The sequence below is a fragment of the Vibrio sp. 10N.222.47.A9 genome (genome assembly GCF_963872585.1).
In the GTDB taxonomy this organism is placed as follows: Bacteria; Pseudomonadota; Gammaproteobacteria; order Enterobacterales; family Vibrionaceae; genus Vibrio; species Vibrio splendidus.
Genome location: NZ_CAWNBB010000037.1, coordinates 43,368 through 58,617, shown reverse-complemented (window position 1 = coordinate 58,617; position 15,250 = coordinate 43,368). Strand labels below are relative to the sequence as shown.

Here is a 15,250-nt window from a genome sequence, read left to right as displayed (position 1 = left end):
GAATCAGGCGGAAACCCATCGTTTCCGCCATAAAGGACGGGTATATGTGGCAACAAGGATTTGTATTAGCGATTTTGCTCGGCATCATTACTTGCCTGCTCGTTACCCGTATTAAGCCAAGCTTTATCTTTGCTGGCGCGGCGTTTATTGCTTTTATGGCTGGTATGATCGATTTGTCGAGCTTAGCCAATAACTTCACTAACTCCTCGTTACTGACTTTAATTCTTCTTATCCTCGCATCAAGTGCGTTGGAGAAAACTCGCTTAATCAGTTGGGTTAGCCGTAATATCTCTGAAGGTAGGCTAGGTACCGTGGTTGCGAAGTTGGGTATTTCCACAGCGTTACTTTCTTCTTTTACTAATAACACGGCGGTGGTTGTTTCTTTGATCGGGGCGATCAAACGTAATCAACAACATGCGCCATCTAAACTGCTTATCCCTTTGTCATACGCTGCCATCTTAGGTGGAACCCTGACATTGATCGGCACCTCTACCAACTTGATCATCAATAGCTTTGTTGAAGATGCTGGACTGCCAAGCTTAAACTTTTTTACACCGACCTTGATCGGTTTAGCGGTGTTGGTCGGCGGTGTGTTGATCCTCATTCCTCTGAGCTACTTCTTACCCAGCTACGATGATGGTTCTCAAGATGATCTGCCTTACTTTCTCGAGGCGCGAGTTGAGCCGGGTTCTCCTTTAGTTGGCCGCAGCGTCAGCGAGAATAACCTCAGAGCATTGAGAAAACTGTTCTTAGCGGAAGTGATTCGAGACGGTAAAACAACCGCGTCTATTGACCCTGATTTTATTCTTCAAGCTCGTGATCGACTACTGTTTTGTGGTGATGTCGAGAGTGTTGCGACACTGCAAGAGATCCAAGGGCTAACTCTGTTTGGTCAGCACCACCTGAACGGCCAGAGCTTTGTTGAGGTCGTAGTCAGTTCATCGGCAAGCTTCTGTAATAAAACCCTCAAGACCAGCCAGTTTAGAGATCGCTTCGATGCGGTTGTGGTTGCCATTCGTCGTGGTCATGAACGCCTTGAAGGTGGCCTAGGGAATATCACATTAACCGCTGGCGATACCTTGATTTTGGTTCCAGGAAAACGTTTTGAAGAACAGCGTCAACAACACAATAAAGAGTTTGTGTTGATGAACGACCTAGACTCAAGCGCCAAGCTTGATGCCGATAAATCGACGTTTGTGTTGCTCGGTTTTGCCAGTGTGATTGGGTTATCGCTCGCTGATGTAGTCCCGATTATTAAAGGGCTGGCGGGATTTTTATTATTGCTGGTGGCATTTGGTGTAGTACAACTTGGTGAGCTTCGCCGCCGCTTCCCCGTCGATATTGTCGTGATCGTTGGTTCGGCACTCTCTATTGCTCAACTGATGATTTCATCTGGGTTGTCTGAGCGAATGGGGCTGATGTTTATGGAAGCCTTTAATGGCTGGGGCGTGTTTGGAGCGCTAGTCGCGACCTATTTCATGACGTTGGTCCTGACTGAGTTGGTGACCAACAATGCGGCAGCGGCACTCTCGTTCCCAATTGGCTACAGTATGGCTGTCGGTTATGGCGTTGACCCAATGCCGTTTATTATGGCGGTTCTGTTTGGTGCCAGTGCCAGTTTTATCTCGCCATACGGCTACCAAACCAACTTACTTGTTTATAGCGTAGGTAATTACCACCTTACGGATTATCTGCGCATCGGCATCCCAATCTCGATTGTTTATTCGGGTTTGGTGCTGACCCTAATTCCTTATTTTTTCCCATTTTAATGCTGTTTATTTAAAGGACTAATTATGACCGCAGTACTCAAACCAAAAGATGAGAATGTTGTGTGGCATCAACACTCGATTGATAAAACATTTCGCTCTGATCTGAAATCACAAAAGCCAGCAGTGCTCTGGTTCACGGGATTATCTGGTTCTGGGAAGTCGACAGTCGCTGGAGCATTAGAAAATCGCTTGGCACAGCTTGGTTACCATACTTACTTATTGGATGGCGATAATGTGCGTCATGGGTTATGTAGCGACCTTGGCTTCTCTGAGCAGGATCGCCGAGAGAATATTCGTCGTATTGGTGAACTTGCTAAATTGATGGCGGATGCGGGTTTGATCGTGTTGTCAGCGTTTATTTCTCCACATCAAGCGGAGAGACAGTTGGTGCGTGATTTATTGCCGAAAGGTGAGTTTCTTGAGGTGTTCGTCAATACACCACTTGAGGTTTGCGAACAGCGTGATCCTAAAGGTTTGTATAAGAAAGCGCGTGCTGGAGAAATCCCGAATTTTACTGGCATTAGCTCAGTGTACGAAGCGCCTCAGAATCCTGAGATAGATCTACCTGCGGGTGAGAAGACACTCGATGAACTGGTTGAATTGTGTATTGATGCTTTAGAGAAGCGTAATATCTTAGCCAATTGAGATCGTTGGTATGACTGAGGCTACTCAGCTGTTTATCTGCTTATTCACGACCGATAAATAGTGCAGCCTTGGTTTACCGAGACAAGAAACCTATCCTCTAGATTCTCTTTATTCTTCTCGATATTCTTCACTTTTTACACCGTCTATTTTTTGCACCGTCGAGTGCCTAGACGGTGTAATTCACACTGCTTTTCACTTCTGTCTGAACCGTGAATTTCTGGCTTAATAGTGCAATCAGTTGATCGTAATACTGCATGTTGGGTTTGTTGCCAAGTAAGGTGCACAGCTCATTACCTGTTGGACTGAATCGGTAGTAAACCAGTTTAACCCCTTTTGAAATAGGCGCCAGTGACATGCTCTTACCTTGATAAGTCAGGTGTAGGGCTGGGTCGAAATCAATCTCTCCAGATTCTAATTCTGTTCCTAGAATAATCCCGAGCTCAATCAAGTGGAGCAAACTAGAGTAGGGCAGGTTGTGTCCACCAAGGTTGATGGTGTTGGTGGTGTCTCTTTTGCCAAAGCTGAAGATTCCAGCATGGGATTTAAAGCCGAGTAATAGTTTTCTGCTGTTATCACTACCAAAGCTACAACCCAGTGACGCGGCTCTTTGCAGGGTGAGCGCTTCTTTTGGTGTCATGTCTTTTAAGATCTGAAGTGCCTTCATCGACGTCGAGCCTGGGTTGGTGACTTCTCGTTTCAGTACTTGAGCCCATAGCCTCTGCATCGATGTATTGTGGATCTCTTGTGCCATATCGAAGAAACGGTATAGCCAGTCCTGATCAGGGTCTCCAGCTGCTTCATCCTTACATGAAGAGTGTGCCAACTTTAGAATCTGTTCTAGGTTCTTTTGGCGAAGCTCTCTACGTTTTTTCTCTCGTAATAGTGCCCGTTCGATAAGCGTACTCTCAGCTTTATCGTTTGGCTTTGTACTATGACTAATTAAGGAATCGAGGCCGAAGTTTTGTGCGATGTGCAGCATTCTGCTTGCACTGTCGGCAATATGAGGCTTTTTCTCATGCTTTTGCTGTGTATCGCTAGCATGCTCAATGATCACTGGCTGTTTAGTTTCTGACATAAGAGTACCGTAAGGAGACGACCCAACACCAATCGTAGTAATTAATTGCTCGCCCTAGCTTGTTAAAACGCTCGATAACAGCGTTAGAATTTTTGATTGTAGAATAACTACTTATCAAAACTATTTATTGAAAAGAGCTTCCTTGTTCTCAAGCCTTTTTCCTACGCTATTTCTGAACACTTACTTATTGTGATTGGTATAACTGTCTAAAATGTAACTCTTTATCTTATTGGTGGCTAGATTTTGCGTGCAGAGTTGAAGGTTTCAACAAAATTTTACTTTTGCTAATGATAATAAAATGTTAAATTTGTTGTAATTCTCAAGGAGGAGTTATGAATCAAGTCAATGATAACAAGCTGAAGAAACAGCTTAGTATAGGGTTATTACTCGCTACTTATGTCGCTGTTCTAGCGTACTTATCTAATTACATCGCGTAATTTAGAATAAAATAATCGTTATTAAACTGTTATTGAATGATCTCACTCGTTCAGTGACGGCAGCTCATCCTTGAGCCACCCTTCTAATGACTACATGTCGTCATATTCTTCAATCGCAGTACCTTCAATAAGATAACCGGTTTGCGCCAAGTCATGGCTTATTGACTCAGTTTTCAGCGTACCCACTAAATAGATCACATCCCATAGCTGCTGGATTGGTGCACCTTTAGGGAACTTCACGTAGATGATTTGGTTTGGTGGTGGCGGTGGCACGTGGATACATGCGCCAAAGTACGGTACCAGCAGAAACTCAGTGATCATGTTCTCATCGCCTTCCAATGGAATCACAAAGCCAGGAATTTTGACTGTGCTGCCATTCAGTTCTGGGCGAACAGCGCCAAGTGTCGATTGTTGAGGTTTGTCCATGCTGTCGTGGTTAACCATCGGCATGCCAAATGAGTCGAGTTGTGCTCGCTCTGATTCTGGAATCAAGTCAATCCAATCGAGTGTTAATACCGATTCGTCAGTCTGAGTGGTTTCAGCGTGAGCTGTGCTGATAAATGGGAACATTAGTAACCCAAGTATCAGTAGGAATTTGCGTTGCATCGTAGGTTCCTATTTTAGATTCGAATAGTCATGCCATCAGACAATGACTGACGGTAAGCCCTGAAAGCGGGAATGAAGCCGATAATGATTCCAGCAACTTGCACCAACATAAGCAGTTTCCACTCATGAGGTGTGATTGCGGATATCGATATGTTGATACCATAACTTTGTTGCACAATAGGAGCAACTACTGCGATCAGGGCAAACAACACGGCAACACCTAATGTGATACCGAGGAAGGTTAGGGCACTTGCTTCACTGATCAGTAAACCAAACACATGACGAGGCCTTGCTCCCATCGCGCGCAGAATGGCCATCTCTCGACGTCTTTCTTGCAAGCTAGTGAGTAGACTACTCAGCATCCCTAACAGTCCTGCGATTACAACAAACCCTGAAACAATCAGTAGTGCTTGTTCTGCTACTGCCATCATTCCCCATAATTCGTGAAGCGCAATGCCTGGCATAATGGCGCTCAAAGGCTCTTGGCGGTAGTTATTGATTTCTCGTTGCAGTGCAAAGGTTTGGATCTTCGATTTAAGGCCAACCATCATCGCGGTAATCTGCTTCGGTTGGAAGTCACGTTGCTTTAGCGCTTCAGCATTCGGTGTGTGCCCGAGGTTAGCCCCCGATTCCCAACCAACGTGAATCGCTTCAATGGCCTCTAACGAAACATGCACCGTTTTATCTACTGGTGTGCCGGTTGGCGCGAGTATTCCGACAATGGTGAAGGGCAGGTTGTCGTGGCGACTGAAGGCGACATCACTGATACCGTGCGCCAGAATGATGTGATCACCAATCTTGTAATCTAACTTCTTCGCGACATCGGCACCAATCACGACATCAAATAGCTGATTGAACTCTTTACCTTGCTGAAACGTAAGTGGTTGCTTACTTCCATAGCGATAATTCTCGAAGTAGCTATGGTTCGTGCCCATTACGCGGAAGCCTTTATGTGAATCACCCAATGAGATTGGGATGGCCCACTTTACAGCGTTGTGCTGGCTAAATTCTTCATAGCTTTTCCAGTCGATGTTGTTGGTCGCATTACCGATTCTAAATACGGAATAAAGCAGCAGGTTTACCTGACCAGAGCGGCCACCGACGATAAGGTCAGTACCTGAAATCGTATTCGCAAAGCTGCTCTTAGCTTCGGTTCTTACACGTTCCACACCGAGTAATAGAATAACTGACACCGCCACAGTGAGAATAGTTAGAATGGCTGTGGCTTTACGGTTGAGTACGCTTTTTAAGGCTAAGTGAGTAATTACTTTCATACGACAACCTTAGCTTGGTTAACGGTTTTTAAATCTATGGTTCGAGTGAACAGTTTTTCTAATGTTGGATCGTGACTAACAAAGATCAGGGTAGAACCCGCCTGATTCGCTTGTTCTAGCAACAGTTCGATAAAGGCTTCTCGGTTGTCATGATCCAGAGCCGATGTCGGTTCGTCGGCAATAATGATTTTGGGTTGGCCGATCAAAGCACGAGCGGCAGCAACACGTTGTTGTTGACCAATACTCAACTCGGTAACGGGGTTGTCCATTAGAGCTTGAGGTAGCTTTAATCTGAGCAACAACTCTTGAGCGGTTGCTTGCAGGCTGTTCTGACTTTCAGTGACTTGCTGCTTACGAATCTTAGAAAACTGACAAGGAAGCGTCACGTTGTCGATGACTGACAAGTAAGGAAGCAGGTTAAATTGTTGGAATATATAACCAATATGATCGGCTCTGAATTTGTCTCTCTGGCGAGGTGTTAGCTGTGTGAGATCTTGGCCAAGGATAGATACTTCGCCTTGTTCAGCTTGGTTGATTCCGGTCAGTAACCCTAACAATGTTGATTTCCCGCAACCACTAGGCCCTTTGATGAAAAGGTGCTCTTGAGCTTGGATATGCAGTGAGAGGATCTCTAGCGTTGGGGGCAATTCAGGCTTCCAACGAAAGCTGATATTTTCGAGTTTGACCACAAGTGATGAACTGTCAAAAGACATATTAGCTCCAATAATTAAAGCGGTGTCTCTACTGGACAGTTATTAGAATAATAAATTCCCAGAGCACACCGATTTGTACAGCCAAGTAAGTGAATACTTACTTGGCTGCTTATCTACGTTTAATTCAATCTAATGCTAATTAGAATCGAAAACTAATACGATCTGCGTTAAGTACTTCTTGAATTTGAGCACTGTCAGTTAGCAGGTTCACAGTCATTGATTTTGTGTTGCTGAACTTAGAGAACCACTGAGTATTCACGGTATCCAGTTTTTCAATGTCAGAACATTGGTAGTGGTACTCGACAGTGAACTCACCGTGGCCGCCTTCTGAGTGGTCATGGCCTTCGTGGTCATCATGATCGTGCTCAGCATGGTCATGGCCTTCGTGGTCACCATGATCGTGCTCAGCATGGTCATGGCCTTTGTGGTCGTCATGATCGTGTTCCGCGTGGTCATGGTCTTTGTGGTCGTCATGATCGTGCTCAGCGTGGTCATGACCTTCGTGGTCGTCATGTTCGCCTTCAGCGTGGTCATGGCCTTCATGGTCATCATGATCGTCTTCTAGGGTGTTCGTCACTGACTTGAACTTCAAAGTACAGCTTGCATTGTTGAAACCAAATAGTTCTTCTGGCTTGTTCAGTTGCGCAATCGCTTGTTCAAACACTTTCTTTTGCTCGGCAGTTTCTGGAGCATGTTCAAAGCCAACCACATCAGCGCCGGGAGCTGTTACTTCAACAAGCAGCTCTTGCCCATCTTGAGCGATGTTCACTTCAACTTTACCGTGCACGTGTGCTTCGTGAGAGCGGAATTCTTCGTTAGCTAGAACATTAGTAGAGACAGTCATGCCGATAACAACGGCTAAAATAGTAGGTTTCATGTTTTTTTCCTGAATAAAGGTTAATTAAAAAGTAGTGGTAATTAAGCGATATTTACAGGAGGTGAACGTGCTAAATAAGCGAAATACAGGCGCTGTAACGAAATTACTGACTCTGTAATAGTGGCTGTAAATTCTGAATGGAACTCTGGAACTTGTGGCAGTGAGTGCGCAGTAATGAACTGATTTATCGAAAACAGCTCACAGTGATGCGAAGTGTGGTGATCGGGGTCAATATCCACCATATGTGTTGCCGCTAACACGCTTAACATGAGCATCAGCCCAAGCAAGAAGCCTGTTTTGCGTTTCACATTGTTAGGTGTGTTTTGCCACATGAGTATGTTTAACCACAGAATTAAAAAAGGATACTGTTATAATATAACAATATCCTTTGGTCAGGTCTCGAAAAAGACGCGAATATCTTATTAAAGGCTCGCTTTAATCAACTCAATGACTTGAGTGACTTCTGATTCGTTTAATGCCCCTTCTTTAACAAACAAGATTTTACCTTGCTTGTCTTGAACGATAATCGCAGAGCTTTCTTCTTTTAAAGCCCATGATGACGCTACCGTGCCGTCTTCATCTAGCACCATAGAAGACCATGGAAATTCTTCTTTGCTACTTTCTGCTGACGATTTAACAAAAGACCCAGTACCCCAAATCGCATCATCTTGGTTGATGATGGTCGTGGTTTGGTAGCTGTCTTCTGCGAATTTCGATGCTGTGATGGCTGCCATCAGTGGTGCGTTGAGCTCTTTCGAGCTGCTACGGCCTGCAATAGCTTGAACGACGCGAACTTTACCTAGAAGAGCGTTGGTTGCCCAAGCTTGATATCCAGTATTTCCGTCGTTTAGTACGATTTCACCATAGTTGCTAACATCGACAGCAGGCAGAGTTTCACCTACAGATAAGTTGTGAGCATTGGCTAAGAGTGGAGAGGCTGCGGCTAAAAAAGCCAGTAGAGTTTTGTTTTTCATTATATTTTTGTTCCGCTTATTGGTTTGCTCTGGAAGTATAATATGAAATTTGAAAAATGCCTCTTTAACTTTTTTATCGTACGACGTAGAAATAAGTTGCAGGCTTGTTACCAAAAGGTATAATGCATCAATATCGAGATGAACAATAGATTATCTTGCTGTTTGCTAAAGGAATTAGCGATTGAATGTGCTTTGAATACGGTGGTGTTCAGGTACGTGACTGTAGTACTCAAATGGAATTGAGGTTGTATTATGTTAAGAAAATTTTCTACTTACCGTCCACATCAGGTGGCGCGTTTCGTTAAAGTCCTGTTCAAAGGCCAGTTTGCTATTGAGGGTATCGGAGAGTTTCGCTTCGACCAAGGCAAAGTGCTTCTTCCTGAAGTTTCAGACAAGCAAAAGCTCACTATTTTTAAAGAAGTTAACGGCACGATTGCTGCGCTGCCGGTGTAACTGACTGTTATAGATTTGCATTGCGTCAAATAGATTTCCAATGAAAAAGGGCTTCCTAGCGGAAGCTCTTTTTTAATGGATGTTGTTCTAGTTTGTATGCCTAACACACATTATTGCGGAGGGAAGCAGACACCCGTACCGCCCAACCCACAGTAACCGTTAGGATTTTTGGCTAGGTATTGTTGGTGGTAGGTTTCTGCGAAAAAATATTTTCCAGCAGGCAGAACTTCCGTCGTGATCTCGTTGCCTAATGATTCAGTCATTGCTCGTTGATATTCACGTTTAGAGTGCTCGGCGACGGCTTGTTGCTGTTCGCTGAATGTGTATATCGCGGAACGGTACTGAGTCCCTAAGTCGTTGCCTTGGCGCATCCCTTGGGTGGGGTTATGGCGCTCCCAAAAGGTCTCAAGTATTCGAGCTAAAGATGTTTGTTCGCTATCAAAAATGACACGAACGACTTCAGTATGACCGGTTTGTCCGCTGCATACCTGCTCATAAGTGGGATTGACTGTGTATCCACCAGCGTAGCCAACGGATGTGGAAATAACACCATCAAGCTGCCAAAACAAACGCTCAGCTCCCCAAAAGCATCCCATACCAAGTAGGACTTCTTGTTGGGAACCCATAGGAGCATCGAGCAAGTCAGTTTGATTGACAAAATGGCGCTCAGTGATTCGGATTGGGTCTGCATTTCCCGGTAATGCGGTTGCTGCGGAAACCAGTTGTTGTTTGTTTAGCATGTTATATTCCTTTTCGCATACGTTTACCGCGTAAGTTAATATTAGATCCAGGTTCATATTAACGGCTGGTTCATATTGATTAAGTCTTTAAATTAGACCGTGTTATTCCAAGATTTATTACAGACTCAATGTCTTTTTAGCGGTATTATTTCTTTTCATTTATTAACGTATTGATAACTTCTTCACCAATTAAGCATGATAAGAAAAACTTTACCAGTTCTGATTGGCACTCTATTGTCATCGACGCTCGCTTTCGCTGATGTTTCCCTTGAAATTAAAGGGCTTAATGGAGCGCTTGAGGATAATGTTGATGCTTATCTGAGTGCGATTCCTGAAGAAGAGTACTCGGTTTCATTAAGGTTCCAATCTCGCTTGGAGTCTATGATAAAAGAAGCCCTGAATGCGTTAGGTTACTACCACCCTAATATCACATTTTCTCACTCCGAAGATGATACCGAAATGACCGTTACGGTTGAGCCGGGAGAGCCTGTTGTTATTTATACCTCAGATATCGTTCTGACTGGTGAAGCCAAAGATGATCCTGACTTTTTGGCTTTAATAGCTAAGAGTAAGTTGTCTAAAGGTTCGATTCTGAATCATGGCAATTATGATTCTTTGAAATCATCGATCCGCAACCTTGGATTAGCGAAAGGCTACTTCGATGGGGCGTATGATCTTAGCAAGCTAGAAGTCGCTCCTGAATTAAACCGCGCTTATGTCCGCCTTCATTATAACAGTGGTATACGCTACCACTTTGGCACAACCACAGTGACGGGCAGTCAAATTGAAGATGACAAAGTTCAATCTCTCAAGCCGTTTGAAGATGGCGAACCTTACTCAATTACCAAAGTCGGCGAGTACAACCAAAACTTGTCGAATACAGATTGGTTCTCCTCGGTATTTGTTGAGCCAGATTTAAGCCAGTTAGGCGAAGGCCGAGAAATCCCGATGAAGGTTAGCCTTGCTCCGCAAGCTCGTAACCAAATCGAAACGGGTATCGGTGTCTCAACAGACCTTGGTGTGAAAGGCACTCTTAAATGGAAAAAACCTTGGGTTAATGACAGAGGCCATAGCTTCAATAGTAGCTTGTCGATCTCCAAGCCTGAGCAGACGATCACTGCAGCTTATAAAATCCCATTGGATGACGTACTTAATGACTACTACCAAGTTAAGTACGGTATGAAAAATTTGGATAATCGTGATACCAAGAGTTTGGAATCAAACCTTGCCTTAGAAAGATATTGGCGCCTGGACAATGGCTGGCAACGCACGGTGTTCATTCGATACTTGGTCGAAAACTATGAACAAGGTTTACAAGATGACTTGGCACAGTTTGTTTTGCCGGGTTTCTCTTTCTCACGAACTCGAACGCGAGGTGGTTCGATGCCGATGTGGGGCGATAAACAAACCATTATGTTTGAAGCGGCTGATGATACCTTGTTATCTGAAACTAAGGTTGTTCGTTTTCAAGGCCAAACCGCTTGGATTCGAAGCATTGGCGATAACCACCGAGGTCTAACTCGGCTTCAATTTGGCGGTAACTTTGCCGACGAGTTTGAGAAGCTGTCTCCTTCCCTAAGATTCTTTGCCGGTGGTGATAACAGTATTCGTGGTTATGGCTATGAGTCGATCTCTCCGCGCGATGAAAGTGGCGCTCTAACGGGTGCAAAATTTATCGCAACCAGTTCGTTTGAATACCAATACCGCTTGGTTGGAAACTGGTGGGGCGCTGCATTCTACGATATTGGTGATGCATTTAATGACAAGCCAGAGTGGAAGCACGGCACCGGTGTCGGGGTGCGTTGGGCGTCCCCCGTTGGCCCAGTGAGTCTAGATTTTGCTTGGGGCCTAGATGCGAAGAAAGGCGATGAGTTCCAACTGCACTTTAGTTTAGGACCTGAATTATGATCAAAGTGATGGGCAAGTGCCTGAAATGGACGTCGATTTCATTGACGTCTATTTTGCTATTGTTGATAGCCCTGCTCGGTTTTGTTTTGTTCACGAATCCAGGGTTGAACACCGTGTTGTGGGGCGCTGAAAAAGCATTACCACAACTTGAAGTGGAAAGTACTAAAGGGGCCCTGTTCCCAAGCTTTACGCTTAATAATGTTCAGTTTAAAGATGACAGCCTGCATATCGACACCAAGGTTCAAAAGCTGAACTTGGCTATTAACCCTCGTTGTTTACTTGATCCTAAGCTGTGTGTTGATCGTTTAGCGATTCAAGGGTTGGACTTCGCATTTACTGAACTGCCTCCACCCTCTACAGAAGAAACAGAACCGACTCTGCCCGTAACATCGGTAAAAACACCGTTGCCAATTGTGATCAACCGTATCGCGTTGTCTGATATCAAATTGAATATCTTGGGTCATGAAATCGAATGGGGTTTGTTCTCAACGGCTCTGAGCATGCAGGGAGAAACGCTGACGGTATCGCCAACCTTGTTCAATGACCTAAAAATTAAGCTTGCTGAATCGACAGAAGAACCGCAAACAGAAACGGTAGAACCAGAGGTTGCCACTAAAACGGCTATCGAGCTGCCTGAAGTCTTAATTCCTTTGCAGGTTGTACTTGAGCGTTTTGACCTAAACCGTTTCACCTTAGAACAAGAAACGCCAATCGTTATTAATCACCTTGGGTTAGAGGCTCGCGCGGGTAAACACACGGTTGATGTTTCCACTCTCGAACTCGATATGCCACAAGTAAGCGCAAATCTAACGACGAAAGTTGAGCTCAAGGGCGACTATCCGCTAGAGCTGTCTTTGGATGCGTTAGTGAAAGAAACCGACCTTGCTGGGCAGAAGCTATCCCTGAAAGCGCAAGGTAGCGTAGCTAAACTAAACCTAGATTCCGAGTTTTCTGAGCTGATTGAGGCAAAGCTGTCTGGGGATATTCAACCCTTAGAGCCAACTCTACCATTTGACCTTCTTTTAGAGGGCGGACAAGCGCAGTGGCCTCTTACCGGAAAAAGCGATTACCAAGCGACAATTGAGCAATTCAAAGCTGATGGCTCACTAGATGGCTTCAATGTTCTACTTAAAGGTGAGGCCGATGGTAAGGAAATCCCTGAGTTAGCCATCGATCTGCAGGGTAAAGGCACGACGGAACAGATTGAGCTCGAGCGTCTAAAGCTAAACACGCTAGGCGGTGAACTTAACGGTGTCGTTAAAGCGAATTGGAAGAGTCTCGTTAACTGGCAAGCTGACGTTGCACTCAAAGATATTCAACCGGGCCTACAGTGGCCAGAAGCCGAGGGTAACATTAGCGGAAGCATCGTCACCTCGGGTGAGTTGACGGAAGCGGGCGGTTGGGCGATTGAACTGCCTAAGTTGGATATTGAAGGGATCTTGCGAGAATACCCTCTGGATATCGAAGGTCAGTTGTCAGCGTCGGATCGCAGTGCGAGCGGTGAACCAAAGCTGAAAACCAGCGGTTTGAGCTTGGCTCATGGTGTTAACTCGATTAAAGCACAGGGGCAACTTGATAAGCAATGGGACATGGGCGTTGAGATCTTCTTCCCTGAGCTTGCAAAAAGTAGTCCTGAGCTGAAAGGTAGAGTGATCGGTAGCATCCAACTTAGCGGCCCAACGAAAGAGCCTGAAGTCGATCTTGCTTTAAATGTTGATAAGGTCGATTGGAATAACGAAGCAACACTCGAATCCTTGTCGCTTAATGGCTCTGTGGTTCCTCTTCCATTACCTGAGGCTCAAGCTGATCTTGTACTCAAAGCTAAGAACTTAACCTATCAAGATCAAAGTGTGGAAAGCATTGATCTCACGGTGAGTGGTGGCGAGAAGAAACACACAGTGACACTTGATGTGATATCTGACATCGTGTCGACAAGTTTGGCCATCTCTGGTGAGTTGATTCAAAAGCCTTCTATTATTTGGGATGGGTCGTTAGATCGCGTCAAAATAACTACTCAGCAAGGTCCTTGGGTATTAGATCAACCTGTCGCGATAAAGGCGGATGTCGATAAACAGTTTGCCGATGTTCAAGCGCACTGTTGGAAACAATCTGGTTCGAGTGTGTGCTTGGATGAAGATGTTCGTGTCGGAAAATCGGGTGAGGCCAAGGTGGCCATCAATCAATTTGATTTCGAGCAGATTAAAGCCTTTGTGCCTAAAGAGACGCAATTACAGGGCTTAGTCAATGCGACTGCCCATGCTAAGTGGTCTGAACAAGGTGAGCCTGAGGTTACGGTAAGTGTTGATATGCCGAAAGGTCAGGTTGTTCAACAAGTTGGTGAGCCAATTACACTGGGTTGGGAAAGTATTGCATTGAATGCCCAGTTGAAAGACAACAAACTGGATGCCGATTTTAAGCTGGATGTTTCCGACAATGGTGACCTGTCTGGTACGGTGTCGTTACCGGATATCCTTGCCGAAGACAAAATGGTCGATGCTGCAATTAAGCTGACTACGTTCCACCTCGATTTCTTGCAACCAATCCTAGGTGAGTACAGCCTATTGAAAGCCGACCTTGAGAGTGATCTTCAAGTTAAAGGCTCTTTAATGCACCCTCAAGTTTTTGGTCAGTTCTCGGTTGATGGTATTCAAGTCAAAGGCGACGTTACGCCTGTTGATGTGAAAGATGGCCGTATCGATCTCGACTTTGATGGTTATAGTGCAAAACTGGATGCGAATGTAGAAACGCCTGACGGCCACCTTGATATTGAGGGAACCGGAGATTGGCAAGATCTTAAAGCATGGCACTCTAACGTTAGAGTTTTTGCCGATGAGTTGATGGTTGATATTCCGCCGATGGTCAAGGTTAAGGTCGTGCCTGATATGACCATTGATGTCACACCAGAACTGGCGAAAATTACCGGTGATATTGCACTACCATGGGGACGAATTGTGGTAGAAGACTTACCACCGTCAGCGGTTGGTGTGTCTTCCGATCAAGTGATATTGAACAAAGATCTTGAGCCTGAAAGTGAAGATACGATCCCATTCAATGTGATGACCAATATTAATATCTCCATTGGTGATGACTTTAAATTGTCTGCCTTCGGTCTTGAAGGCGACTTGGTTGGTAAGCTTAATGTAGCTCAAAAAGACCAAGGTCCATTCATCACTGGTGAAGTGAATATCGTCGATGGTACTTACCAATCATTCGGGCAAGACCTCTTGATCGAAGAGGGTAAAATTCTAATGAATGGTCCACCGGATCAACCATATGTAGCCATCAATGCGATTCGTAACCCTGATAATACTCAGGATGATGTGACCGCAGGTATTCGAGTTACAGGCCCTGCGACAGAGCCGACCATCGAGATTTACTCTGATCCAGCGATGCCACAAGCGAACGCGCTGTCTTATATTCTGCGTGGCCAAGATATCGATGGTGAGTCCAGCGGTTCGATGACAACAACCTTGATCGGTTTGAGTTTGGCGAAGAGTGGTAAGGTTGTTGGCGAAATCGGCGAAGCCTTTGGTGTACAAGATTTACAACTGGATACAGCAGGCTCTGGGGATGACTCTCAGGTTACGGTAAGCGGCTATATTCTCCCAGGTTTACAGGTGAAATATGGTGTGGGTATCTTTAACTCGTTAGGCGAGTTTACCGTTCGTTATCGATTGATGCAGGATCTCTACGTTGAGGCAGTATCGGGTCTAGACAGTGCTGTGGATCTTCTCTATCAATTTGAATTTGAGTAACACTTTGAGCGGTGATTGATTAGC

General features: G+C 45.0%; 13 protein-coding genes. 5 read left to right on the top strand and 8 right to left on the bottom strand.

Annotated elements, in window-relative coordinates; all coding sequences use genetic code 11:
- Window positions 1-44: 44 nt before the first annotated feature.
- Together AACT19_RS11280 and cysC are read left to right on the top strand one after the other, a co-directional pair.
- Window positions 45-1,769 carry an SLC13 family permease gene (locus tag AACT19_RS11280; protein ID WP_017080873.1) on the top strand — a complete coding sequence of 575 codons (1,725 nt, stop codon included), beginning with the start codon at window positions 45-47 and terminating at the stop codon, window positions 1,767-1,769.
- A gap of 24 nt (window positions 1,770-1,793) precedes the next feature.
- A complete protein-coding gene (gene cysC / locus AACT19_RS11275; protein ID WP_076646316.1) occupies window positions 1,794-2,414 on the top strand; it encodes an adenylyl-sulfate kinase in 621 nt (206 codons plus the stop codon).
- A gap of 166 nt (window positions 2,415-2,580) precedes the next feature.
- Here the strand turns inward: cysC and AACT19_RS11270 are convergent, their stop codons facing one another.
- The 7 genes from AACT19_RS11270 to AACT19_RS11240 form a co-directional block, all read right to left on the bottom strand.
- Window positions 2,581-3,489 (bottom strand): TIGR03899 family protein, encoded by a 909-nt coding sequence (locus AACT19_RS11270; protein ID WP_076646314.1) that lies wholly within the window; start codon window positions 3,487-3,489, stop codon window positions 2,581-2,583.
- Window positions 3,490-4,016: 527 nt separating this feature from the next.
- Window positions 4,017-4,532 (bottom strand): DUF3299 domain-containing protein, encoded by a 516-nt coding sequence (locus AACT19_RS11265; RefSeq protein WP_004735277.1) that lies wholly within the window; start codon window positions 4,530-4,532, stop codon window positions 4,017-4,019.
- Between the two features lie 14 nt (window positions 4,533-4,546).
- Window positions 4,547-5,806, bottom strand: coding sequence for an ABC transporter permease (locus tag AACT19_RS11260; RefSeq protein WP_004735278.1), 1,260 nt, complete (start codon window positions 5,804-5,806; stop codon window positions 4,547-4,549).
- A complete protein-coding gene (locus AACT19_RS11255) occupies window positions 5,803-6,519 on the bottom strand; it encodes an ABC transporter ATP-binding protein (protein ID WP_076646312.1) in 717 nt (238 codons plus the stop codon). Before AACT19_RS11255 ends, AACT19_RS11260 begins: the two co-directional genes overlap by 4 nt.
- Window positions 6,520-6,658: 139 nt before the next feature.
- A complete protein-coding gene (gene zrgA, locus AACT19_RS11250; protein WP_076646310.1) occupies window positions 6,659-7,396 on the bottom strand; it encodes a zinc uptake protein ZrgA in 738 nt (245 codons plus the stop codon).
- A gap of 41 nt (window positions 7,397-7,437) precedes the next feature.
- On the bottom strand, window positions 7,438-7,728 hold the full coding sequence (locus tag AACT19_RS11245) for a DUF2607 family protein (RefSeq protein WP_017078801.1): 291 nt from the start codon (window positions 7,726-7,728) through the stop codon (window positions 7,438-7,440).
- 90 nt (window positions 7,729-7,818) lie between these two features.
- Window positions 7,819-8,370 carry a YtfJ family protein gene (locus AACT19_RS11240; protein ID WP_004735282.1) on the bottom strand — a complete coding sequence of 184 codons (552 nt, stop codon included), beginning with the start codon at window positions 8,368-8,370 and terminating at the stop codon, window positions 7,819-7,821.
- Between the two features lie 252 nt (window positions 8,371-8,622).
- Here AACT19_RS11240 and AACT19_RS11235 point away from each other — a divergent pair, with 252 nt between their 5' ends.
- Entirely contained in the window at window positions 8,623-8,823 is a 201-nt protein-coding gene (locus AACT19_RS11235) for a DUF1107 family protein (RefSeq protein ID WP_004735283.1), read from the top strand.
- A gap of 110 nt (window positions 8,824-8,933) precedes the next feature.
- Here AACT19_RS11235 and msrA read toward each other — a convergent pair whose 3' ends face one another.
- Window positions 8,934-9,563 carry a peptide-methionine (S)-S-oxide reductase MsrA gene (gene msrA, locus AACT19_RS11230; RefSeq protein WP_017092969.1) on the bottom strand — a complete coding sequence of 210 codons (630 nt, stop codon included), beginning with the start codon at window positions 9,561-9,563 and terminating at the stop codon, window positions 8,934-8,936.
- Between the two features lie 195 nt (window positions 9,564-9,758).
- On the opposite strand from msrA, the gene tamA reads away from it, so the two are divergent.
- Together tamA and tamB are read left to right on the top strand one after the other, a co-directional pair.
- On the top strand, window positions 9,759-11,471 hold the full coding sequence (tamA, locus tag AACT19_RS11225) for an autotransporter assembly complex protein TamA (protein WP_076646308.1): 1,713 nt from the start codon (window positions 9,759-9,761) through the stop codon (window positions 11,469-11,471).
- Complete coding sequence (tamB, locus tag AACT19_RS11220) at window positions 11,468-15,226, top strand: autotransporter assembly complex protein TamB (RefSeq protein WP_076646306.1); 3,759 nt, start codon at window positions 11,468-11,470, stop codon at window positions 15,224-15,226. Before tamA ends, tamB begins: the two co-directional genes overlap by 4 nt.
- The last annotated feature ends 24 nt before the right edge of the window (window positions 15,227-15,250 follow it).

Coding starts and splice junctions, on each gene's coding strand:
- AACT19_RS11240 (WP_004735282.1), bottom strand. CDS start 8,370: ATGAAAAACAAAACTCTACTGGCTTTTTTAGCCGCAGCCTCTCCACTC.
- AACT19_RS11245 (WP_017078801.1), bottom strand. CDS start 7,728: ATGTGGCAAAACACACCTAACAATGTGAAACGCAAAACAGGCTTCTTG.
- AACT19_RS11255 (WP_076646312.1), bottom strand. CDS start 6,519: ATGTCTTTTGACAGTTCATCACTTGTGGTCAAACTCGAAAATATCAGC.
- AACT19_RS11270 (WP_076646314.1), bottom strand. CDS start 3,489: ATGTCAGAAACTAAACAGCCAGTGATCATTGAGCATGCTAGCGATACA.
- AACT19_RS11235 (WP_004735283.1), top strand. CDS start 8,623: ATGTTAAGAAAATTTTCTACTTACCGTCCACATCAGGTGGCGCGTTTC.
- AACT19_RS11280 (WP_017080873.1), top strand. CDS start 45: ATGTGGCAACAAGGATTTGTATTAGCGATTTTGCTCGGCATCATTACT.
- msrA (WP_017092969.1), bottom strand. CDS start 9,563: ATGCTAAACAAACAACAACTGGTTTCCGCAGCAACCGCATTACCGGGA.
- tamA (WP_076646308.1), top strand. CDS start 9,759: ATGATAAGAAAAACTTTACCAGTTCTGATTGGCACTCTATTGTCATCG.
- AACT19_RS11265 (WP_004735277.1), bottom strand. CDS start 4,532: ATGCAACGCAAATTCCTACTGATACTTGGGTTACTAATGTTCCCATTT.
- cysC (WP_076646316.1), top strand. CDS start 1,794: ATGACCGCAGTACTCAAACCAAAAGATGAGAATGTTGTGTGGCATCAA.
- AACT19_RS11260 (WP_004735278.1), bottom strand. CDS start 5,806: ATGAAAGTAATTACTCACTTAGCCTTAAAAAGCGTACTCAACCGTAAA.
- tamB (WP_076646306.1), top strand. CDS start 11,468: ATGATCAAAGTGATGGGCAAGTGCCTGAAATGGACGTCGATTTCATTG.
- zrgA (WP_076646310.1), bottom strand. CDS start 7,396: ATGAAACCTACTATTTTAGCCGTTGTTATCGGCATGACTGTCTCTACT.